The organism is Mesorhizobium sp. M0184 (assembly GCF_040322215.1).
Classification (GTDB): domain Bacteria; phylum Pseudomonadota; class Alphaproteobacteria; order Rhizobiales; family Rhizobiaceae; genus Mesorhizobium.
The window spans coordinates 1-21,944 of the sequence record NZ_JAMYSZ010000049.1 but is presented as its reverse complement, the minus strand read 5'-3'; the positions used below and the strand labels follow the sequence as shown (position 1 = coordinate 21,944).

General features: G+C 62.4%; 23 protein-coding genes. 17 read left to right on the top strand and 6 right to left on the bottom strand.

The genetic code is table 11. The annotated features are described in order from the left end of the window. Window positions 1-22 precede the first annotated feature (22 nt). Window positions 23-364: a hypothetical protein gene (locus NKJ23_RS32055; protein ID WP_352684706.1), complete on the top strand. Its 342-nt coding sequence runs from the start codon at window positions 23-25 to the stop codon at window positions 362-364. A gap of 35 nt (window positions 365-399) precedes the next feature. Here NKJ23_RS32055 and NKJ23_RS32050 read toward each other — a convergent pair whose 3' ends face one another. Continuing rightward, a complete protein-coding gene (locus tag NKJ23_RS32050) occupies window positions 400-804 on the bottom strand; it encodes a cupin domain-containing protein (protein WP_023675871.1) in 405 nt (134 codons plus the stop codon). Between the two features lie 191 nt (window positions 805-995). Between NKJ23_RS32050 and NKJ23_RS32045 the strand changes: the two genes are divergently transcribed. From NKJ23_RS32045 to NKJ23_RS32025, 5 genes are all read left to right on the top strand, one after another. Next, window positions 996-1,787, top strand: a complete 792-nt coding sequence (locus NKJ23_RS32045; RefSeq protein WP_352453396.1) for an ABC transporter ATP-binding protein — start codon at window positions 996-998, stop codon at window positions 1,785-1,787. A 448-nt stretch (window positions 1,788-2,235) separates the two neighbouring features. Next, a complete protein-coding gene (locus tag NKJ23_RS32040) occupies window positions 2,236-3,114 on the top strand; it encodes an ABC transporter permease (protein ID WP_352471508.1) in 879 nt (292 codons plus the stop codon). Beyond that, window positions 3,111-4,247, top strand: a complete 1,137-nt coding sequence (locus NKJ23_RS32035) for an ABC transporter permease (protein ID WP_352684704.1) — start codon at window positions 3,111-3,113, stop codon at window positions 4,245-4,247. The genes NKJ23_RS32040 and NKJ23_RS32035 overlap by 4 nt, the downstream gene beginning before the upstream one ends. 40 nt (window positions 4,248-4,287) lie before the next feature. Beyond that, a complete protein-coding gene (locus tag NKJ23_RS32030) occupies window positions 4,288-5,259 on the top strand; it encodes an ABC transporter substrate-binding protein (protein WP_352684702.1) in 972 nt (323 codons plus the stop codon). Between the two features lie 145 nt (window positions 5,260-5,404). After that, a complete protein-coding gene (locus NKJ23_RS32025) occupies window positions 5,405-5,848 on the top strand; it encodes a CHRD domain-containing protein (protein ID WP_352684700.1) in 444 nt (147 codons plus the stop codon). A gap of 40 nt (window positions 5,849-5,888) precedes the next feature. Here NKJ23_RS32025 and NKJ23_RS32020 read toward each other — a convergent pair whose 3' ends face one another. The 3 genes from NKJ23_RS32020 to NKJ23_RS32010 form a co-directional block, all read right to left on the bottom strand. After that, a complete protein-coding gene (locus NKJ23_RS32020; protein ID WP_352684698.1) occupies window positions 5,889-7,538 on the bottom strand; it encodes a thiamine pyrophosphate-binding protein in 1,650 nt (549 codons plus the stop codon). Further along, complete coding sequence (locus NKJ23_RS32015) at window positions 7,535-8,710, bottom strand: CaiB/BaiF CoA transferase family protein (protein ID WP_352589400.1); 1,176 nt, start codon at window positions 8,708-8,710, stop codon at window positions 7,535-7,537. Before NKJ23_RS32015 ends, NKJ23_RS32020 begins: the two co-directional genes overlap by 4 nt. 78 nt (window positions 8,711-8,788) lie before the next feature. After that, window positions 8,789-9,724: an alpha/beta fold hydrolase gene (locus NKJ23_RS32010; protein WP_352684696.1), complete on the bottom strand. Its 936-nt coding sequence runs from the start codon at window positions 9,722-9,724 to the stop codon at window positions 8,789-8,791. Window positions 9,725-9,990: 266 nt separating this feature from the next. Between NKJ23_RS32010 and NKJ23_RS32005 the strand changes: the two genes are divergently transcribed. The 4 genes from NKJ23_RS32005 (at window position 9,991) to NKJ23_RS31990 (ending at window position 13,044) form a co-directional block, all read left to right on the top strand. After that, window positions 9,991-10,776, top strand: coding sequence for an alpha/beta fold hydrolase (locus NKJ23_RS32005; RefSeq protein ID WP_352684694.1), 786 nt, complete (start codon window positions 9,991-9,993; stop codon window positions 10,774-10,776). Next, the gene (locus tag NKJ23_RS32000) at window positions 10,773-11,222 is read left to right on the top strand and encodes a MarR family winged helix-turn-helix transcriptional regulator (protein WP_023675882.1); all 450 of its coding nucleotides are present in this window, start codon (window positions 10,773-10,775) and stop codon (window positions 11,220-11,222) included. The genes NKJ23_RS32005 and NKJ23_RS32000 overlap by 4 nt, the downstream gene beginning before the upstream one ends. Window positions 11,223-11,342: 120 nt before the next feature. Further along, window positions 11,343-12,356, top strand: coding sequence for a ribonuclease T2 family protein (locus NKJ23_RS31995; RefSeq protein WP_352684693.1), 1,014 nt, complete (start codon window positions 11,343-11,345; stop codon window positions 12,354-12,356). 73 nt (window positions 12,357-12,429) lie between these two features. After that, entirely contained in the window at window positions 12,430-13,044 is a 615-nt protein-coding gene (locus NKJ23_RS31990; protein WP_352684691.1) for a hypothetical protein, read from the top strand. 27 nt (window positions 13,045-13,071) lie between these two features. Here NKJ23_RS31990 and NKJ23_RS31985 read toward each other — a convergent pair whose 3' ends face one another. After that, on the bottom strand, window positions 13,072-14,367 hold the full coding sequence (locus NKJ23_RS31985) for a GGDEF domain-containing protein (RefSeq protein WP_352684690.1): 1,296 nt from the start codon (window positions 14,365-14,367) through the stop codon (window positions 13,072-13,074). Window positions 14,368-14,711: 344 nt separating this feature from the next. On the opposite strand from NKJ23_RS31985, the gene ettA reads away from it, so the two are divergent. The 4 genes from ettA (at window position 14,712) to NKJ23_RS31965 (ending at window position 18,856) form a co-directional block, all read left to right on the top strand. After that, on the top strand, window positions 14,712-16,361 hold the full coding sequence (gene ettA / locus NKJ23_RS31980; protein WP_352684687.1) for an energy-dependent translational throttle protein EttA: 1,650 nt from the start codon (window positions 14,712-14,714) through the stop codon (window positions 16,359-16,361). A 45-nt stretch (window positions 16,362-16,406) separates the two neighbouring features. Beyond that, a complete protein-coding gene (gene tam, locus NKJ23_RS31975) occupies window positions 16,407-17,177 on the top strand; it encodes a trans-aconitate 2-methyltransferase (protein WP_352684685.1) in 771 nt (256 codons plus the stop codon). Window positions 17,178-17,285: 108 nt separating this feature from the next. Next, complete coding sequence (locus NKJ23_RS31970; RefSeq protein WP_352684682.1) at window positions 17,286-17,621, top strand: hypothetical protein; 336 nt, start codon at window positions 17,286-17,288, stop codon at window positions 17,619-17,621. Between the two features lie 113 nt (window positions 17,622-17,734). Further along, window positions 17,735-18,856, top strand: a complete 1,122-nt coding sequence (locus NKJ23_RS31965) for a beta-ketoacyl-ACP synthase III (RefSeq protein ID WP_352684681.1) — start codon at window positions 17,735-17,737, stop codon at window positions 18,854-18,856. A gap of 59 nt (window positions 18,857-18,915) precedes the next feature. Here the strand turns inward: NKJ23_RS31965 and NKJ23_RS31960 are convergent, their stop codons facing one another. Then, window positions 18,916-19,482: a methyltransferase family protein gene (locus tag NKJ23_RS31960; protein ID WP_352684680.1), complete on the bottom strand. Its 567-nt coding sequence runs from the start codon at window positions 19,480-19,482 to the stop codon at window positions 18,916-18,918. A gap of 368 nt (window positions 19,483-19,850) precedes the next feature. On the opposite strand from NKJ23_RS31960, the gene NKJ23_RS31955 reads away from it, so the two are divergent. The 3 genes from NKJ23_RS31955 (at window position 19,851) to NKJ23_RS31945 (ending at window position 21,595) form a co-directional block, all read left to right on the top strand. After that, window positions 19,851-20,096 carry a hypothetical protein gene (locus NKJ23_RS31955; protein WP_352684679.1) on the top strand — a complete coding sequence of 82 codons (246 nt, stop codon included), beginning with the start codon at window positions 19,851-19,853 and terminating at the stop codon, window positions 20,094-20,096. Window positions 20,097-20,127: 31 nt separating this feature from the next. Further along, window positions 20,128-20,760, top strand: a complete 633-nt coding sequence (locus NKJ23_RS31950) for a hypothetical protein (protein WP_352684676.1) — start codon at window positions 20,128-20,130, stop codon at window positions 20,758-20,760. Window positions 20,761-20,977: 217 nt separating this feature from the next. Next, window positions 20,978-21,595 carry an MOSC domain-containing protein gene (locus tag NKJ23_RS31945; RefSeq protein WP_352684674.1) on the top strand — a complete coding sequence of 206 codons (618 nt, stop codon included), beginning with the start codon at window positions 20,978-20,980 and terminating at the stop codon, window positions 21,593-21,595. Window positions 21,596-21,944: the final 349 nt, after the last annotated feature.

The window sequence follows — 21,944 nt, the reverse complement described above, 5'->3', positions numbered from 1 at the left end:
GAGCCACGGAGCGATTATCTCAATGGCCGCGGTGATCCTTGCCGCCGGGCTGGCGGCGGCTGACGTCCTTGCCGGCTCCTATGGCAATGAGGTCGGTTGCGCTGGCGTACGGCTCGGTTATCAGGACAGCGACGATTATGTCGTGCTGACCGCCGACGGCGTCGAAACCTATGGCAGCGGCTGCGAGTTCGCACAGCGATTGACGACGATGCCTGGCACCCAGTTGTTGAACTCCACCTGTTTCGCCGAGGGCGAGGAGGGCACGACCACGGATGTCGTCAAGGTCATCAACAGAGGAGGGGACGGTTTCTTCGTGACCATTCCCGGCCTTGAGGAGATAGGGCCGCTGAAATCATGTTCGTGACGGTGCCGATGACGACCGCTGCCTCGATGCCGGCGTCAGGCGACCAACCCGTCCAGTTCCGGCAGCAGGACGACGCTTTCCTGTTCGTTGGGATCGGTGCGGGCAATGACGGCCGAGGCGGGGCCGTCGCTCAGATTGGCCGGCAGATGCGGCACGCCGGGGGGAATATAGAAAAGATCGCCGGCCTTGACCACGATATGCTGTTCGAGCCGGTCGCCATACCAGGTATGGACTTCGCCGGAGAGCACATAGATCGCGGTTTCATGGTTTTCGTGCATATGCGCCTTGGCGCGGGCACCCGGCGGCATGGTCAGCAGATGCATGCAGATGCCGGACGAGCCGACTGTTTCGGCGGCGATACCGGCGAAATAACTCAGGCCCTGCTTGCCTTCATAAGAGCTTTCAGGGCGGATAAGATGGCAAGTCGGTTTGGGCGACATCGGGGCAACTCCGGGCGTCTATCTGATGGGACAAGGGCGCGTAGAACTGGGGCGCGTAGAACTGGGGCGCGTAAAACTGGGGCGAGTAAAACTGGGGCGAGTAGGACTGGGCGAGTGGAAAGCAACATCAGGGTAAAATCAATGGGATTCCGGCCGGCGCCGCAGTGGCCGGAAGCGACAGGCTATGGCCGATGACGGGAGTATCGCCAGCCGTTGTTTCGGCAAGCAAGCTTGGCCTGACCTTCCAGACCAATGATGGTCCGGTGCAGGCGCTGTCGAATGTCGACCTGACCATCGGCAAGGGGGAATTCGTGTCCTTCATCGGGCCCTCCGGCTGCGGCAAGACGACCTTGCTGCGCGTCATCGCCGATCTGGAGAAGCCGACATCGGGAGCCATCTCCGTCAACGGCATGACGCCCGAGCAGGCGCGCCAGAGCCGCGCCTATGGCTATGTCTTCCAGGCGGCCGCACTTTATCCGTGGCGCACGATCGAGCGCAATGTGGCACTGCCGCTGGAGATCATGGGCCTGTCCAGGGCGGAGCAGGCGGCGCGCATCAAGCGAACCCTCGACCTTGTCAACCTCAGCGGCTTCGAGAAGAAATACCCCTGGCAGCTTTCGGGCGGCATGCAGCAGCGCGCCTCGATCGCGCGGGCGCTCGCTTTCGACGCCGACCTTTTGTTGATGGACGAGCCGTTCGGCGCGCTGGACGAGATCGTGCGCGATCACCTCAACGAACAGCTGCTGGAGCTTTGGGAGCGGACCAACAAGACCATCTGCTTCGTCACCCATTCGATCCCTGAGGCGGTCTATCTGTCGACGCGCATCGTCGTCATGTCGCCGCGCCCGGGGCGTGTCAGCGACGTCATAGAATCGACGCTGCCGAAAAAGCGGCCGCTCGATATCCGCGAGACGCCGGAGTTCCTGGCGATCGCGGCACGCGTGCGGGACGGGCTGAGGGCGGGGCACAGCTATGATGATTGAGGGCGCGCGCGACGGGCTTGCGCGTTCAACGCAGGAGGTACCTCCGCCCCGCGAGGGAGCGGTCAACAATGCCTTCGTCATCCTAGGGCGGAGCCGCCGCGAAGCGGCGTGCGCAGACCCTAGGATCCATGCCGTGACATTAGCCGAAAGGCCCAAGCGGTTCAGAATATTCGCCGGGCAGAGCGGTGTGGAGGGAGCCATTTTCAGCACCGTTGCGGAGCGGGGAGGTTACGGCATGGATCCTAGGGTCTGCGCCGCGTCGCTTCGCTCCTTGCTTCGCCCTAGGATGACGAAAGCGTGGTTGGGCGCTCCCGATACGCACGCCGCTTCGCGGCGGTTCCGCCCTAGGATGACAAAAGCGCGGTCACCCTCACCCGGCCTCCGCTTCGCTCCGGCCACCCTCTCCCCGTTGGGGAGAGGAGGGCGTTTACCCGGCGAGGCCTGCTAGATGGACTCGTTTCGCGACAAGATCGTTCCGGTGACCTCGATCCTCCTGGGCGTCGTCGTCGTCTGGTACGTTATGGCTGTCATCCTCAACGCGCCGTTCCAGCGCGATCTCGACCGCCGCGCCAATCAGACGCCGGGTATTGTGGAATTCATCGGCAAGACGCTGGTACAGCCGAAGCCGACGCTGCCGGCGCCGCATCAGGTGGCGGTGAATTTTTTCGAAAACACCTTTCTGCGTAGCATCACCTCGAACCGCAGCCTGGTCTACAATGCCTGGGTGACGCTGTCGTCGACGCTGCTCGGCTTTGCTTTCGGCACGGCGCTCGGCATCGTCATCGCCGTCGGCATCGTGCATGTGGCGACGCTCGACCGCAGTCTGATGCCGTGGATCATCGCCTCGCAGACCATTCCGATCCTGGCGGTGGCGCCGATGATCATCGTCGTGCTGGCGGCGGTCGGCATCACCGGGCTTATCCCGAAGGCGCTGATCTCGACCTATCTGTCGTTCTTCCCGGTGGCGGTCGGCATGGTGAAGGGACTGCGCTCGCCCGAGCTCACCCATCTCGACCTGATGCACACCTATAATGCCAGTGCCTCGCAGACCTTCTGGAAATTGCGTGTGCCGGCTTCGGTGCCGTTCCTGTTCACCTCGATGAAGGTGGCGGTGGCCGCCAGCCTGGTCGGCGCCATCGTCGGCGAGTTGCCGACCGGCGCCGTCGCCGGCATCGGCGCCAAATTGCTCGCCGGCGCCTACTACAGCCAGACCATCGACATCTGGTCGGCTCTGGTTGCCGGGTCGGTGGTCGCGGCGCTGCTGGTGATGGTCGTCGGCATCGCCGGGCGCCTTGTCGACCGCGCCATGGGCGGGAGGCCGGCATGAGCTCCATCCTGAGCCTTTCCTCAATCACGCCTCGATGCTGGCAGGGGTATGCCGCGCTTGTCCTGCTTGCCGGCGCGCTGCTTCTTTGGCCGCTCGTCAGTGCTACGCCCGGTTACGGCATGGCAACTGCGGTTTTGATTTTCATTTTGCTGCTCGTGGCAATCGAGGCCGACAACTTTCCACCGATGATCGGGCTGGTGTTGCTGTTCCTTGGCGCGCATGGTGCAGCGTGGATGCTGCTCGCCGGCATAACCGGCAATGAGGGCAGCGCTCGCGCATCCTTCTATCTGCTGCTCGTCGCGGCGTGGTTTCTGGCCTGGCGCTGCGTAACGGTCTTGTCGTCGTTTCGCCCGACATCGCGCTGGGCGTCAACCGCCCTGCGCCTGATCATTCCGGCCATCTTCGGCGCCTGGATCCTGATCATCTGGGAGGCGGTGACGCGGGGTGCCGGCATTCCCTTCATCCTGTTGCCGCCGCCAAGCGCCATCGGTGCACGCATCGTCGGCTCGCTGCCGGTGCTGGGGGCCGATGTCAGGCAGACCATCTTCAAGGCGGTTATCTTCGGCTATGTGGTGGGGAGCAGCGCCGGCTTCCTCGTTGCCATCGCCGCCGACCGCGTGCCGTTCCTGCGGCGCGGGCTTTTGCCGATCGGCAATATGGTGTCGGCGCTGCCGATCATCGGCGTCGCGCCGATCATGGTCATGTGGTTCGGCTTCGACTGGCAGTCGAAGGCAGCGGTGGTCATCATCATGACCTTCTTCCCGATGCTGGTGAACACCGTCGCCGGGCTTGCCGCCTCCGGCCATATGGAGCGCGACCTGATGCGCACCTATGCCTCGAGCTACTGGCAGACGCTGTTCAAGCTGCGGCTGCCGGCGGCGGCACCCTTCATCTTCAACGCGTTGAAGATCAATTCGACGCTGGCGCTGATCGGCGCCATCGTCGCCGAGTTCTTCGGCACGCCGGTGGTCGGCATGGGATTCCGCATTTCGACGGAAGTCGGGCGGATGAACATCGACATGGTGTGGGCGGAAATCGCAGTTGCAGCACTTGCGGGTTCGGTCTTTTATGGCGTGGTCGCTCTTTTCGAGAGAGCAGTCACGTTTTGGCATCCCTCTGTCCGTGGTGGATAGGGGCGGTGGGTTTAGGGCGCTAACTTCAGAGGGTAAAAACATGAAAAGACTTGTTGTTTCGATGCTGGCCGGCGCGATGTCGCTTGCCGCGTTCCAGGCGATGGCCGCGGACAAGGTGATGCTGCAGCTGAAATGGGTCACCCAGGCACAGTTCGCCGGCTATTATGTCGCCAAGGCCAAGGGCTTCTATGACGCCGAGGGCCTCGACGTCGACATCAAGCCCGGCGGACCGGACATTGCACCGGAGCAGGTTATTGCCGGCGGCGGCGCCGACGTCATCGTCGACTGGATGGGCGGTGCGCTGGCTGCGCGCGAGAAGGGCGTGCCGCTGGTCAACATCGCCCAGCCGTTCAAGAAGGCCGGCATGGAGCTGGTCTGCCCGAAGGACGGTCCGATCAAGACGGAAGCCGACTTCAAGGGCCACACGCTCGGCGTCTGGTTCTTCGGCAACGAGTATCCGTTCTATGCCTGGATGAACAAGCTTGGCCTCAAGACCGATGGCGGGCCGGACGGCGTCACCGTGCTCAAGCAGAGCTTTGACGTGCAGCCGCTGATCCAGAAGCAGGCGGATTGCATTTCGGTCATGACCTATAACGAGTACTGGCAGCTCATCGACGCCGGCTACAAGCCGGAAGAGCTGACCGTCTTCAACTATTCCGCCATGGGCAACGATCTGCTCGAAGACGGGCTCTATGCCCTGGAGGACAAGCTCAAGGATCCGGCCTTCGAGGACAAGATGGTGCGTTTCGTGCGCGCTTCGATGAAGGGTTGGAAATACGCCGTCGACAATTCCGACGAAGCGGCCGGCATCGTCATGGATAATGGCGGCCAGGACGAGAACCACCAGAAGCGCATGATGGGCGAAGTCGCCAAGCTGATCGACAATGCCGATGGCAAGCTCGATCCGGCGACCTACGAACGCACCGCCAAGGCGCTGCTCGACCAGAAGATCATCAGCAAGGAGCCTACCGGCGCCTACACGACGGCGATCACCGACAAGGCCATCAAATAGGGCTGTCAAACTGGCTTGTAGCGGAAGGGGCGGGCGACCGCCCCTTTTTAGTGGGATGTAAAATGAACGTTACCGGCGGAAACATCCGCTCGCAAAATCGTTGTGCCGATGCATCCGCTTCAAAGGTGCCACAACGGAGGTTTCCATGCGCATCCAGTCCTTCACGCCGATGCTTTCGGCGCTGGCCATTTCTGCAGCCATCTTCTCGGTGTCACCGGCTCTGGCCGAAACCGTAAAGATGACGGCGACGCTCAATGGCGCTGAGCAGAACCCGCCCGTCACCACGAAGGGCAAGGGCACCGCCACGCTCAGGTTCAACACCGCCACCAAGAAACTCAGCTGGACCGTGAGATATTCCGGCCTCAGCGGGCCGGCGAAGGCCGCACACATTCACGGCCCGGCGGCAAAGGGTCAAAACGCCGATCCGGTGGTGCCGTTCGAAGGCAAGCTGAAGAGCCCGATCAAGGGTTCGGCGACATTGACTGATGCCCAGGCCACCGATCTTGAGGCTGGCAAATATTACGTCAACATCCACACCGCGGCCCACGCGGACGGCGAGATCCGCGGCCAGATCGAGAAGGCCAAATAGGCAGATCACGACGACAAAACAGGGCAATCATCCTGTTTTGTCAGGCCTTGTCGCGAATCTGGGTCATCGTGCGGGTCGGCGTGATGGCTTCAGGGTCGAGCCTGATCTCTACGATCGACGGCTTGCCGCTGGCCCGCGCTCGCTCGAAGGCCGCGGCGAAGTCGGCGGTCTTTTCCACCGTCTCGCCATGGCCGCCATAGGCACGGGCCAAAGCAGCAAAGTCGGGATTCTTCAAGTCCGTGGCGACGACACGGCCGGGATATTCGCGCTCCTGATGCATGCGGATGGTGCCGTAGATGCCATTGTTGACGACGATGACGATGATCGGCAGCCCGTATTGCACGGCGGTGGCGAATTCCTGGCCGTTCATCAGGAAACAGCCGTCGCCGGCGAAGGCGATCACGTCGCGGTCGGGGAAAAGCTGCTTGGCGGCGACCGCCGCCGGCGTGCCGTAGCCCATCGAGCCGGATGTGGGGGCTGCCTGCGTGCCGAAACGTCGGAAGCGATGGTAACGATGCACCCAGGTGGCATAGTTGCCGGCGCCATTGGTGAGGATGGCGTCGTCCGGCAGCATCGTCTCGAGATAATTCATGATCGGCCCCATCTGCACGGCGCCCGGGCCGCTCTCCGGAGGCGTCGACCAGTCGAGATAGGCGGCGTGCAGCTTCGCTGCCTCAGCCGCCCACACCGGCGTTGCGGCCGGCTTGCGTCTGGCAAAGGCTTCGACGAAAGCGGCAGGCGAGGCATTGATCGCCAGCGCCGGCCGGTAGACGCGGCCGAGTTCGCCGGCGTCGGCATGGATATGGACCAGCGTCTGGTCGGGGTAGGGACTCTTCAGCAGCGTGTAGTCGGATGACGGCATCTCGCCCATGCGGCCGCCGATCAGCAGCACAAGGTCGGCCTGCTTGATGGCGGTTGCTACCTTGGGATTGATGCCGATGCCGACATCGCCGGCATAGTTCGGGTGGAGATGGTCGAACAGCATCTGGCGGCGGAAGGAGCAGCCGACCGGCAGCGACCAGGCTTCGGCTATCGTCCGCATCCGTGCAACGGCCTGCGCGTCCCAGCGCGTACCGCCGAGGATGACGAAGGGCCGCTTTGCCTTGTTGAGCAGCTCTTCCAGCGCATCGAGCTCGGCTTCGCCAAGCCGCGTCTCGACAGGGGTATAATGCCGGGCGTCCGGTGCCTCGGCGAGGCTGGTCAGCATGTCCTCGGGCAGCGAGATGACGACCGGGCCCGGGCGACCGGACATCGCCACCGCAAAGGCGCGTGTGACGAATTCGGGTATGCGTGCGGCGTCGTCGATCTCGACCACCCATTTGGCGATATCGCCGAAGAACCTGACGTAGTCGACCTCCTGGAAGGCCTCGCGCCCCTTGGCGTGGCTGGCGACCTGGCCGATGAACAGGATGAGGGGGACTGAATCCTGCATCGCGATGTGGATGCCGGCCGAGGCGTTGGTGGCGCCTGGGCCGCGGGTGACGAAGCAGATGCCGGGCCTGCCGGTCAGGCGGCCATGGCAGTCGGCCATCATTGCGGCACCGCCCTCCTGGCGGCAGACGATTGTGCGGATCGGTGAATCATGCAGCGCGTCGAGCACCGCCAGATAGGATTCGCCAGGTACGCAATAGATACGGTCCGTTCCGTTGGCTTCGAGCGCATCGACGATGAGTTGTCCGCCGGTCTTCATTTTCCTGACCTCTCCAGTTCGGCAAGGATTTCTTGGGTGTGTTCGCCGAGACGCGGCGACGGGCGCTCATAGACCAGTGGCGTGCCGGACATGACCATCGGCGCCCGCACCGAGGGCAAGAGATTGCCATGGCCGTCATCGAGGTCGAGCCGCATGCCGCGCGCTATGGTCTGCGGGTCGGCAAACATCTGGCCGATGTTGTTGATCGGGCTGGCCGGCACTCCGGCAGTCTCAAGTCTGGCCAGCAACGGGTCGCGATCGAAGGCTTTCAGCGCCTCGATCATATGCTCGCGCAGCTTTGCCCGGTTGGCGACGCGGGCGGGATTGGTGGCGAAGTCAGGGTTCGACGCCAGCTCGTCGAGGCCGACGGCAGCGCAGAACTTTGCGAACTGGCCGTCATTGCCGACCGCCAGAATGATGTGGCCATTTTTCACCGGCACCACTTCGTAGGGCGCGATGTTCATATGCGCATTGCCCATCTGCACCGGCGACTGTCCGGAGACGAGATAGTTGAGGTTCTGGTTGCCGAGCGTCGAGATCTGGGTGTCGTAGAGCGCCATGTCGATATGCTGGCCTTCGCCGGTCTTCTCGGCATGGCGAAGCGCCGCCTGGATGGCGATGACCGAATAAAGCCCGGTGAAAACATCTGAAATAGCGACGCCCGCCTTTTGCGGTTCGCGGCCGGCTTCGCCGGTGATCGACATCATGCCGGCCATGCCCTGGATGATGAAATCATAGCCGGCACGCGGCGCATACGGTCCCGACTGGCCAAAACCGGTGATCGAGCAATAGATCAGCCGCGAGTTGATTTTCCTCAGGCTGTCATAGTCGAGGCCGTATTTCTTCAGTCCGCCGACTTTGAAGTTTTCGATCAGCACATCCGATGTCGCGACCAGCCGGCGCACCGTCTCGGCACCCTCGGGCGTCGAGAAGTCGATGGCGATGGAGCGCTTGCCGCGGTTGCAGGAATGGTAATAAGCGGCCGAAAGGTTCTCGCCGTCATGGCCGATGACGAAGGGCGGTCCCCATTTGCGGGTGTCGTCGCCGCCGTCCGGGCTCTCGACCTTGATCACGTCGGCGCCGAGGTCGGCAAGCAGCTGTCCGGCCCATGGCCCGGCGAGGATGCGTGCGAGTTCGATGACGCGGATGCCTTTGAGCGGAGGCTCAGTCATGGATCACCGTGGTTGATCGAAAGCGCAGCCTCTATCAATCCCGCGCGCCGCTGTCACGGCCCTTGCAATGGGCCAGTATCACTGTGCCCTCAGCACGCGGTCGGCCCAGGCGGCAAAATCCTCCATGATGATGTCTCGGTTGACCTCGTTCAGGCTTTCGTGGCGGGTTTTGGCGTAAACCTTTGAAACGAGATTCGAAAAACCCATCATGTGCATCCGGCCGGCAAGATGGCTGACCGCCTTGCCGCCGTCCGAGGCCGGATCTTGCTCGCCTCCGACCAGATTGACGAACAGGTCGCGCCGCACGCCGGAAAAATTGCGGTCGCTGCCGCAATGCAGCGTCATCATGACGATGTCCTGCCACATCGACACCGATGCGTCCCAGCCGCAAAGCGGGTCGGCGATGTATTTCTCGACTTCAACGGCATCGCGCGACAGCCAGTCGAACGGCGTCCGGTGATTGGGCACCGCCTTGCCCCAGGCCCGGAACGTCAGCCGGGGCAGCAGGCGCGACGGCACGTCTGAGCCAAGCCGGAACTTTTCCCAGCCAAGCATGGCCAGCGCGATTTGGCCGAGCAGTCCGGCCGAGAAATTGCCGTTCCAGATCGCGGCGGCATGGATGCGCGCCGAGTGGCGGAGGACAAAGTTCAGCGAGACCGACGCGCCCAAGGAGTGACCGAAGACGATGACCGGCAGGCCCGGCTGTTCCCTGGCGATGAGATCATGGACGGCGGCGACATCGGCGATGACCTTGGCACCGCCATCCGCATCGGCGAACCTGCCAGGTGGCGCGTCGGGCGCCTTGGTGGCGCCGTGGCCACGGTGGTCGTGCGCGTAGACCTGGTAGCCGCGCTCGCCAAGGAAATCGGCGAAACGGGCATAGCGCGCCGCGTGCTCGGCCAACCCGTGATTGACCTGGACAATGGCGCGCGGTTGGCCGATGGCGTGCTTCACATAAAGGTTGAGCTCGGCGCCGGTCGGCGATGCCAGCATCCTCTGCTTGTCAAATGGCATGTCTCGCTCCCGTCGGCGACTGTTGGGCGACGCAGCGATCGACGTCAAGAGACGTAGGGTACCCATTCGACGGTAGTTGACAGCATGCTGTCAATGTGATTACATGACAGCATACTGTCAAATGGTCAGCGGCAGCATGGGGGTATGACTATGAAACCACCGGGGCCATTTCGCGGCGTGCAATCTTGCTGGCGGGCTTCGCCTTCACGACGGCCACCCTGTTGTCAGGGATTGCTGCGTTCAGTCAGGAAACCAGGGAGATGACCATGATGACGTCCACTGTTCCAGGCCCGCAAGGCCAGCTTGCCACTTATAGGATCAACGCCGGCAATGGCCTGCCGATCATGTTCCTGCATGGAGATTGCAGCCGCGCTTCCCACTGGGACCGGGTGATGCAGCTCTCCGTCGAAGGCCGCGAGGCGGTAGCCTTCGATTTTCGCGGTCATGGCGCCTCCGCGCCGGCGCAGGACGGTGACTATGGTTATGACGGTCGTGCAATGGATGTCGGTGCCGTGGCTGACGCGTTTGGCATGAAGCGGTTTCTCATTGTCGCGCACAGCGGCGGCGGTGGCGTGGCGCTCGCTTATGCCGCCAGCCATGCCGACCGGGTCGCCGGTGTCTTGCTCGTCGACCCGGCGACCGATCCTCGTGCGCTGCCGCAGGCGATTCGTGACGGCTTTGTCCGCGATCTGGCCGGTCCGCAAGGCCGTGATGTCCTGAACGCCTATTACATGTCGATTGCCGGCCCTAACGCGGCTGTTCGCCAGCGTGTTCTGGCCGATGCGGCAGTGGTCGATCCGGCGGCGAGGGCAGGTGTCGGCAAGGCACTGGCCGAATGGAACCCGGAGCCGGCACTCGATGCGTATCGCGGGCCTATGTTCGTATTGGCTACCGAGGCCAGTGACACTCCAGCCGCGCTCTACCGGCTGCGTACGGACATTCCGCGCCAGATCGTGGCGGGCAGCGGCCATTGGGTGATGCTTGACAAGCCCGAGGTCGTAGCCGAAGCCGTTAATAATTTCGTCGCGACCATCGAGGCCGGCCAGAAATGACGACCAGGACCGAAGCGGCAAATGTGCTCACCGAACTGGTGCTTGCCGTGTTCAGGATGAACGGCAGTTTTCTGGATGCGGCCGACCGGCTGGCCGCTCCAACCGGGCTGACGGCAGCGCGCTGGCAGGTTTTGGGTGCAGTTTTGAAGGAGCCGAAATCTGTGGCCGACATCGCCCGCGACATGGGTCTCGCCCGTCAGAGTGTACAGCGGCTGGCCGATATACTGGCTGCGGAGGGGCTTGCCGCCTACGCCGACAACCCGGCGCATCGCCGCGCCAAGCTGTTGTCGATAACCGATGCCGGCCGGGCAGCGGTCAAGAATATCGGCACACGCCAGCATGTTTGGGCGAACCGCGTTTCGGAGGGTATGGACGCCGACGCGCTGAAAGCCTCGCTTGATCTGCTGCGCACCCTGACGGAACGGGTGGAGGCGGGCGGATCCTGATCGACCACGCGGGAGCCGTCTCAATGCGCTGGCGATTGTTTTTACGGCCGGCGAAAGAAATCGTAATTCTGACATGTCGCAAGTTTCTAGCTTGCGGCGTGAATCACGAGGAGTGCCGGAATGCGGATTTGGGCGATATGGGGGGCGGTGTTTGTTGCGTTTGCTGGCGCAAGCGCGGCACGGGCCGATGTGAAGATGACCGGCTCTTTCGTCGCCGATGCCGCCTGTCCGGCAACGCAGGCGATCAAGAGCGGCAAGAATCCCGGCAATGTCTCAACCGCGGCTGGTCAGAGTTATGATCTGCTGGCCGGCAACAAGGATGCGCCCACGCACTATCTCATTCGCGTGCCGGGCGCCGATCCGGAGCGCCGCTGGGTCAAGATCAGCTGCGGTCGTGTTTCGGGCGGCAGCGCGTCGACGATGCCGGCTGCACCGGCGCCTGCCGAGCCGAACAAGCCATCGGCGTCCGGAAAGCCGGAATATGTCTTCGCGCTGAGCTGGCAGCCGGCTTTCTGCGAGACCAAATCCAGCAAGGCCGAATGCCGTGCGCAGACCGCCGCCGGTTTCGAGGCGACCCACTTCACCTTGCATGGGTTGTGGCCGCAGCCGAACGGAAATTTCTATTGCCAGGTCGCCGCAAGCGACAAGGCGAACGACGATCCGGCGCACTGGCGAGACTTGCCGCCGGTCACCCTTGACCCGAAAACGCGAGCGGAACTCGACCAGGTGATGCCGGGCACCGCATCCGCCCTCGAAAGGCATGAATGGATCAAGCACGGCACCTGCTACGGCAAGAGCCAGCAGGAGTATTTCGCCGACGCGTTGAACCTGATGCACGCGGTGAACGCTTCGCCGGTGCGCGATCTCTTCACCAAGAGCGTCGGCAAGCAGCTCACGTCCGATCAGATCCGCAGCACCTTCGACAGTGCCTTCGGCAAAGGCGCGGGCGACCGGGTCCGCGTGTCCTGCGTGGTCGATCCTTCGAACGGCAGGCGGCTGATCGGCGAACTGACGCTCGGCCTGACCGGCCCGATCGCTTCGAACGCTTCGCTCGGTGCCCTGCTGCTTGCCTCGGCGCCGACAGCCAAGGCTGGCTGCCCGAAGGGCGCGGTCGATGCCGTCGGGTTCCAGTAAACAGGCCGTACGCGACTGTCGCTTTGCACCGGGGATGGTATGATCCCGGGGGCATCATTCATAGGGGGCGGCGATGAGTGGCATGACGGGCGGCGCGCTGGCGCGGCTGGCGTTTTGGGCCAAGGGCATGACGGCGATCCGCGACGGCCATATGGAGTGGCCGGGCTTTTCCTACACCGAAGTGGAGTGGGTGCGCATGACCACGCTCGCCAAACCCGTCGGCGGCAGCACCTACCAATTGTTCACACTGGTCAACGCGGCGATCTTCATCGCCATCGCCGCGCTCGGGATCTTCTGTGTCTTCCTGCCGCTGGCGGCGCTGCTGTTCCCGGTACCGGCCGAAAGCAGTGCGATCAAGTTTTCGCTGCTCCTGGCGGCATGCGCCTTCCTGATCATCGGCATCGGCCTGCCGATTTCGCTGCGTCTTTCGACCACGCTGGTGGCGCCGAAGGCAATGCGGGCCGCGCTTGTCGCCGTGCCCGGCGACCAGGCGCTTGCGGCAAAAGTGTCATGGCAGATCAACCGGATCACGCTCGTGCTCTGCGGCCTGCTGGTACCGGGCATTCTTCTGTTCATTGCCTACGACATCGAAGCCGGCCCGATTATTACCGCGTTGAAATGGCTGGCGATCGCGCTGATGGCGGTTTCGGTTGCGATCGGCGGATGGCAGCGGCGCAAACAATCCTGATTGAGCCAATCGCAGGCCTGGGCAGCGTTACGCGCCGGCGCTGCGCTCCGGCCTGGTCCATGTGTTGCGGGCGTCTGCTTCGTTGCCGCCCGGTTCGCCGACAACGCGATCGCGTCCCGTGGATTTGGCCTTGTAGAGACGCTGGTCGGCCAGCGCAAAGAGATCGGCAAGGCAACGGGTCGTCTCACTGACCGTCGAGATGCCGGCGCTGACGGTAATGTCGAACCGGCTGGTGCTCGCGGACGTCTTGACCGCTTGCCTGACGGTTTCGCCCAGCAGCCTGGCGAGCGGCTGCGGACGCCAGCCGAGGATGGCGAATTCCTCACCGCCGATCCTGAACAATTGATCTTCGGTCCCGACAAGTTCGCCAAGCAAAATTGCCAGGGCTTTCAGCACCTTGTCTCCCTCGGCGTGGCCGAAGCGGTCGTTGATCGATTTGAAGTGGTCGACATCGATGATCAGCAGGCTGAGCGGCCTGGCGGTCCGCAGGCTGGCGGCGACGGCGGCCTCGCCATCGCTGTCGAAGCGCCCCCTGTGCAGGAGGCCGGTGAGGCCGTCGCGACCGACATGCTCGACCAGCGCCTCATAACGCTCGCGATAGGTCAGCGTGTCGAAAATGTCGGAAAGCCCGCGCGGCGCCGGCACCTGCCGCGCCTCGAACCACCTGATATAGGCGACCAGCATGGTGCTGTAGACCAGGGCCGCTGCCATCTTGGCGAACCAGCCGCCGAAGAACACCGCGACCGGCGCACCGGTGACGAAATGCAGCGCCGTGAAAAAGCCTGCCTGGTCGAAGGTGAGCACGCAGGCGACGGAGACCAGGATGCGGGTGAAAAGCGCCTTGCGCAGATATTTGCCGAGCTTTTCATAGAGCAGAATGATCAGGATGGCGTCGACGAACAGCAGCGTCGTGCCCCACACCATCAGCCAGCCCATCTCGTCGATGAAGCCGATGTCGGGAAGCTTGCCTTCGGGCAGCGGTGCGATGTCGTGCAGGCGCAGCATCAGCACGAGCCCGATCATCAGGGCATTGCCGAGCAGCAGGCCGTAAATCGGCTGCCGGACAGTTGCCGCGTCCTCCTTGATGTAGAGCAGGAGCAGCATGACCAGCTTGCCGGAAAACAGCACGGCCGAACCCGGCGATACCATGCCGAACGGCAGCGCGACGTAGAAGACGCTGGCGAGATAGGTTTCCAGGAAATGCATGACGCCAAGGGCGCAAACAAAGACGCCGAGGCCGATGCGGCCCCTGAACCGGAAAAGCGTGACCATGATGCCGAAATAGAGAACCGCTTCGGCAAAAAGCAGGAAACTGTTCAACACGGCCCGATCTCTCTCCCCGAAATCGCGGCTGCCAGCGATTTCCCATCCAACATTGTTTGACGCCGAATGGTTAACCGGAGCTTTCGCCTGGGCGCCGGCACGAAATGAAGCGGCTAAGCGTTTGTGGGTGCGACCAAATCCGCCTGGAGCGGGTCATCGTTTCACGGAACCGCTGAACCGCTCCATCTTTTTTGTTATGACGCAATTCCGGACGGAAAACCGTTTCACGCTTTTCCTGGAATTGCTTTAGGGCCAAAACTGTTTGCCGTTCGCGGTCGCATCGCTTACATAGCCCCCAACTTCCATCCAATCCGACATCAGTCGACTTTTCAGGGAAAGCGCGCGTGGCACGCCAGTTCATCTATCACATGGCCGGCCTCAACAAGGCCTACGGCACCAAGAAGGTGCTCGAGAACATTCATCTGTCCTTCTATCCGGACGCCAAGATCGGCATCCTCGGTCCCAACGGCGCCGGCAAGTCGACGATCCTCAAGATCATGGCCGGCATCGACAAGGAGTGGAGCGGCGAGGCCTGGCTGGCCGAGGGTGCTACCGTCGGTTACCTGGCGCAGGAGCCGGCGCTCGATCCGAACAAGAACGTATTCGAAAACGTCATGGAAGGCGTCGCCGCCAAGACCGCCATCATCGAGCGCTACAACGAATTGATGACGAACTATTCCGACGAGACGGCGGACGAGTCGGCCAAGCTGCAGGACGAGATGGACCGGCTCAACCTCTGGGATCTCGAACAGCAGGTCGAGATGGCGATGGAGGCACTCGGCTGCCCGCCCAAGGAGGCCGATGTCACCAAGCTGTCGGGCGGCGAACGCCGTCGCGTCGCGCTTTGCCAGCTCTTGCTGCGCCAGCCCGACCTTCTGCTGCTCGACGAGCCGACCAACCATCTCGACGCCGAGACGACGGCGTGGCTGGAAAAGCATCTGCGGGCCTATCCGGGCGCGGTGATGATCATCACCCACGATCGCTACTTCCTCGACAATGTCACCGGCTGGATCCTCGAGCTCGATCGCGGCCGCGGTATCCCCTACGAAGGCAACTACACCAAATATCTCGAAGCCAAGGCCAAGCGGCTCAAGCAGGAAGGCCGCGAGGACGATGCGCGCCAGCGGGCGATCGGCCGCGAGCGCGAGTGGATCCAGTCCAGCCCGAAAGCCCGGCAGACCAAGTCGAAAGCCCGTATCCAGGCCTTCCAGGATCTGCTGGATGCAGCCGACAAGCGGCGTCCGAGCGACACCCAGATCGTCATTCCGCATGGCGAGCGGCTCGGCAATGTGGTGATCGAGGTCGAGGGCCTGTCGAAGGGCTTTGGCGACACGCTTTTGATCGACGATCTCGAATTCAAGCTGCCGCCCGGCGGCATCGTCGGCGTCATCGGCCCGAACGGCGCCGGCAAGACGACGCTGTTCCGCATGATCACCGGCCAGGAAAAGCCCGATGCCGGCACCATCCGCGTCGGCGAGACGGTCAAGCTCGGTTATGTCGACCAGAGCCGCGACGCGCTCGACCCGACCAAGACGGTCTGGGAAGAGATCTCGGGCGGCGCCGAAGTGGTCAAGCTCGGCAAGTTCGAAGCCAACACCCGCGCCTATTGCGCGTCATTCAATTTCCGCGGCGGCGACCAGCAGCAGAAGGTCGGCAACCTGTCCGGCGGCCAGCGCAACCGCGTGCATCTCGCCAAGATGCTGAAGACCGGCGGCAATGTGCTGCTGCTCGACGAACCGACCAACGATCTCGATACCGAAACGCTGGCTGCACTTGAAGACGCGCTCGAGAGCTTCGCCGGCTGCGCCGTCATCATCTCGCACGATCGCATGTTCCTCGATCGCCTGGCGACGCACATCCTCGCCTTCGAGGGCGACAGCCACGTCGAATGGTTCGAAGGCAATTTCGAGGATTACGAGCAGGACAAGATCCGTAGACTCGGGCCGGATGCCGTCAATCCGCACAGGATGACGTATAAGCGGCTGACGCGGTAAGACATTTACAGGGCGGCGAATTCTCAAATGATCTGAGGAACCAAGATGGCCGACTGGTCCGCCGCCCTCTACCTGAAGTTCGAGGACGAGCGCACCCGCCCCGCGCGCGATCTCGTTGCGCAGGTGCCGGTGCCAGAACCGCGCCGGGTGGTCGACATTGGCTGCGGGCCGGGCAATTCGACCGAATTGCTGGTCGAGCGCTGGCCGCAGGCGCAGATCAGCGGCTTCGATACCTCCCTCGACATGATCGAGAAGGCGAAGGCGCGCCTGCCCGGCGTCACCCTTGCGCTGGCGGATGCGGCGGCGTGGCAGCCGAACGAACCGGTCGACGTGATCTTTGCCAATGCGGTGTTTCAGTGGCTGCCGGAGCACCCGGCAGTCTTCCAGCGGCTGATGGGATTTTTGGCGCCCGGCGGCGCGCTTGCCGTGCAGATGCCGGACAATATGGCCGAGCCTTCGCACCGGCTGATGCGGGAGACCGCGGCCGAGATGCCGTTTGCCGAAAAGCTCGAGCGCGCGGCCCGCGCGCCGCTGCCGCCGGTCGCGTTCTACTACGACCTTTTGTCGCCATTCTCGGATCGGCTCGATATCTGGCACACGATCTACAACCATCCGCTGGCCGATGCCGAGGCGATCGTCGAATGGGTGAAGTCGACGGGGCTGAAGCCGTTCCTCGATCCGCTCGACGAGAACGAGCGGCAGCTTTTCCTGAAGCGCTATACGGCCAGGATCAGCGAAGCCTATCCGAAAACGGCAAGCGGCAAGGTATTGCTGCGCTTTCCCCGTCTCTTCATCGTGGCGCGGCGTTCCGCTTAGAAACTCTTAGCTACACCCAAAAACAGTGCATGGCGGATGCTTGACCGGCTTTCGCCGTCATGCGCATCTCGCTGGGGCACGGCCCTTCATGGGCCATGGGGGTGGATGATGACACTGAAAAAGCTCGTTTTCGGCGGCAGCGTTTGCGCGGCCGCTGTGCTTGCCTTGTCTCTATCGGCGGAGGCCAAGCGAGCGCGCTGCTTCACCAGCGACGACGGCTATTTCTCGTGCAGCTATCGGGCGCTGGACGATGCCGGCAGCTTTCGCATCCCGGCGCCGGGTTATCCGACCTACGTCCTGGAAATCGACGGACCGGGTTTTGCCTATGGCTATGTCAATCTCGGCCGCCGCAACGTGCCGCTGCCCGGGCAATTCGTGCGCAGCCGCGATGACGGTGCCTGCTGGAACAACCCGCAGACCAATACCAAGCTCTGCGCCTGGTAAAGACCCGTCCCAGGGACTTGATTTAAGCCGGCATAAACTGGCTAGGTGCAAAAGAGGTTGCGCCGAGCTTTTTGCGGCGAAGCCGCAACGCCTGCGCACGGGACGAACTGGAAATGCATCGCGTCATCATCAGCGGCATCGGCGTTGAAATCCCCGAAGCTTCGATCACCAATGAGGAACTCGTCGCCACCTTCAACGCCTGGGTGGACATGGAGAACATCCGCCGCGAGGTCTCGGGCGAGCCGCTGCTACAGAAATCGGACAGTGCCTTCATCGTCCATGCCTCGGGCGTCCAGACCCGCCATGTCATCGAACGGGAAGGCATCCTCGACCCGACCCGCATGGCGCCGCGCTTCCCGGCGCGGCCCGACGATGCGCTGTCGCTGGAGGCCGAGTTCGGCATCGCTTCGGCCAGCAAGGCGCTCGATCATGCCGGGCTGAAGCCTGGCGACATCGACCTGGTGATCTGCTCGGCCTCGCACCATCAGCGGCCCTATCCGGCGATCGCCATCGAAATGCAGCAGGCGCTGGGCACGAAAGGCGCCGGCTTCGACATGGGGCTCGGCTGCTCGTCGGCGGCGGCCGCATTGCACATCGCCGTCAATCTGGTGCGGGCGGGGGCGCACAAACGCGTGTTGGTGACGACGCCGGAGATCATCACCGGGCATCTCAATTTTCGCGACCGGCAGACGCATTTCATCTTCGGCGACGCTTCCGTGTCGATGATCGTCGAAGGGCTTGCCCAAGGCGAGAAGCGGCCGGGGCGCTTCGAGGTGCTCGACACGCGCGCCTGGACGCAGATGTCGAACAGCATCCGCACCAATCTCGGTTATTATACCCGCGCTGCCCAGGACGATCCGTACATGATCGATCTGGAAGGCAATCTGATCAAGCAGATCGGCAACAAGGTGTTCAAGGAAGTCACCGTCGCCGGCCACAAGTTCATCGTCGAATTCTTGGCCGAACACGGGCTGACGCCGCAAGCGATCCGGCGCTTCTGGCTGCATCAGGCCAATGCACGGATGAACGCCATGATCCTGAAACTGTCGTTCGGCCATGACGTCGACCATGACCGCGCGCCGATGGTGCTGGAGCGCCTCGGCAACACCGCCGCCGCCGGTGCCATCATCGCCCTGTCGGAGAACCATGCCGACATGAAGGCCGGCGACTACGGCCTGCTCTGCGCCTTCGGCGCCGGCTACTCGATCGGCGGCGCGCTGTTGCGCATGCTTTAGATTTTTGTTTTACGCATGTCGTTGTCCCAAAACCGCTGCACACTTTTGGGCGTCATGCATTAGCTCGGCGCGAACGGCACCAGCATCGGAACGCGCCTGGCATAGTCGTCGTAAGCGCGACCCAGTTCGCCGCGCAGAAAATGCTCCTCCAGCCTTGCCTTCATGACGATGCCGACGGTGATGAGGATGGCGCCAGCAACGCCCCAGACCGTGCCTTTCGCCGCCATGGTGGCGAGGATCGCCAGAAGCAGCCCGGTATAGATCGGGTGGCGGACCAGCCGGTAAGGGCCGGTGTCGACGACGCGATGCGCGGCCTTGGCGGTGACCGTGGCCGACCACAGGCGGCCAAGATGCAGCCGCGCCCACCAGGCGAATGCCAGGCCGGCGGCAATCAGCGCGACGCAGATCCACGCTTCGGCAAGGTTCGGCGTCCAAAGCCTCAGCCGGCCGGCATAACCGTGCGCCGGGATGAAGAGAAGGATCGTGCCGAGCACCATGACGGCGCGGGATGGAAGCTCCACCCCGAAGCCGGCGCGTTTTTCGGCCCGGTCGGCCCAGAAGGCGGCCGCGGCCCATGAAACCACCCAGAGCAGCCACAGCAGCGCGATTGCCGATGCGGGATGCATGATGAACCTCCGCGGGCTTGACCTGATCGGATATTATCAGCCGATGCAGCGCGACAGCAATGCGGCACGGGCGCGGAATGGAGCTGGTCCAGCCTGGAAGGGGGTTGTCGGCGCCGAATCGTATCAGCCGCCTTGATTCGAGCATCAACGCTGGACGCAGCACCAACTCACCGGCCGCATTGTCGATCGCCGGGATGAGACGGTGGCCCGTCTGGTCGAGGTAACTGGCATCAACAAGAAGGGCGATGCGCTGCCGGGCGCCACACCAATCCTATCTCGATCCAAATCAGGTCAATGCCACTATCGCGCTCGCCGAGCGTGAAATCTGTATCGGCGCTGGCGATGGTATGTCGCGGGCCGGATGAAGGATGTCGAAATGCTGCCAAGCACTGTCGCCATGGCTGGCGATGCTCCAGCAGCGCGTGCTGCTCGATCTGATTGGCGATGCCGCCCTGCTGAAGGCGCAGCAGAAGAGGGCTGATGCACTGCTCATGGCACGGCTTCCAGCTATGGTTCAGAGTCTCGCAGAGCAGGCAGTAGAGGCTGGCAGGGTCGAAAACTACTCGTGCGGTTGCACAAAAAACAAGTCCATTGTCAAAATCAGTAAACTATGATTTTCTGATAACTATCTTTTGGGGGGATATCATGAAAGCACTAGTGTGTACGGTCGTTGCGACAATCTTCGCCACCAGCGCGTTGGCTAATGAGGCTCTTGATTCCAGAAAATATGCGCAATGCGACTTTTTTGTTACCTTTGAGAATAGAACAGCAGAGCCGATTTCTGAATTGGCTCAGGGAGGATGCGAGACTGGCGGCGGGGGGGAGAAGAATTGCACTGCAGAAATATCACCATCAAGAGAAAACTATATTATAAAGACAGACGCTGACCTAAACGGACCTTATACCTGTATAAAATTGGATGGTGACAACCCTTGTGCCTTTGTGAGAGCTGCTCCTATGAGGCTTCAGGAGAGCCACGCCAGTCGTATTTTCCAGACCAATTCAGACAGAGTGCTCGTCATCGCGTCTGTCCCTCAACTAAAGATTTCAAAGACTTACGAGGATAAGGAGCAAAAGCCGCTCACCTTATATACAGGATCTAGATTTGCTGTGAGGGTATTAAAAACTTCCGCTAGCGCTCGATTTGAATGTAAAATGGCGAACGGTGATCAGGAAATTTTTCCGATAGTGGATAAAAATCTGAATGACCACATCAAGTTTGTAAACCTCAACAGCGCGGATCCGGTATTCACGGTTTATTCGTTTAAAGTGGAATGATGGCTTGGGTAATTGGGTGGAAACAAACGATTCACCTGGTTGACGCAGACAATGGTCGGTGGAAGTTCCGTCACGGACAATAAGTTCGAAAACCCCGCTGCCGAATCGGACGCGGGTTTTTCGCGCTTCAGGGCATGTATGACGACTGAGCTTCACTTCGACTGGACGCTGTAAATCGACTTCGGCTAACTGCGCCCCGTCGCAAGGAATGAAACCAATGCTGGATATGTTTCCCGCAACCGAAACTCCGGTCGAGATCGTGCCGGCGCGAAAACTCGCCGCCATGGTGGCCGCGCTTTACCTCGCACCGTTCGATCATTTCGAGACACGGGCAGTGGATAAGTTGCAACTCGGCTTCGACGGCATCGACGGCGATTTCCACGCCGGCACAACGCGGCGCTCCGGCGGGCGGGAACCCTGGTATCCGCGCGGCACCGAGATGCGCAACGAGCGGCAATTGTCGATCGTGGCAGCGGACGAACTGGCAATCGTCGCCGAACGGATGGGCATCGCCGAGATCAAGCCGGAATGGATCGGCGCCAATCTCCTGATCGAAGGCCTGCCGCACCTCTCGATGCTGCCGTCCGGCACGCAGCTGTTCTTCAAAGGCGGCGCGACCGTCAAGATCGACGCGCAGAACGGGCCTTGCCGCATCGCGGGCAGGTCGGTCGCCGAGAATGCCGGGATGGCCGATCATGAGGCCGGCGCGCTGCTGTTCCCGAAAGCGGCGAAGCGCTTGCGTGGGCTCGTCGCCTGGGTCGAGAAGCCCGGCGCGATCACGGCCGGCGAGGAGATTTCGGTGCGCGTGCCGGAACAGTGGATTTACCGGGTCTAGTTGCTTTCCAGGCAAGGCGTAGACTTGGGTTCCTCGCCCCCACTTTCGTGGGGCGAGGAACCCAAGCTGGAATGAAGCCGCGATGCCAACCTGAAGCGATTTCCCTAAAACACAGCAACTTTGTTCTTGCTTTGTGCCGGCAGCTATGCTACTAATTTGGGTATGGTGCCAATTGGGCTCCAACGACCCGCCCGCGAGGCGGGTTTTTTTTCAGGCCTTGAAAGTTCCGATGTTGCCGACCTGAGGTCGGCGGGATAGCGCCCTGGACAGCACCCCCCTCTGGCCTGCCGGCCATCTCCCCCTCAAGGGGGGAGATTGGGTATCTTGTCTGCTTCCGCCAATCACCAAC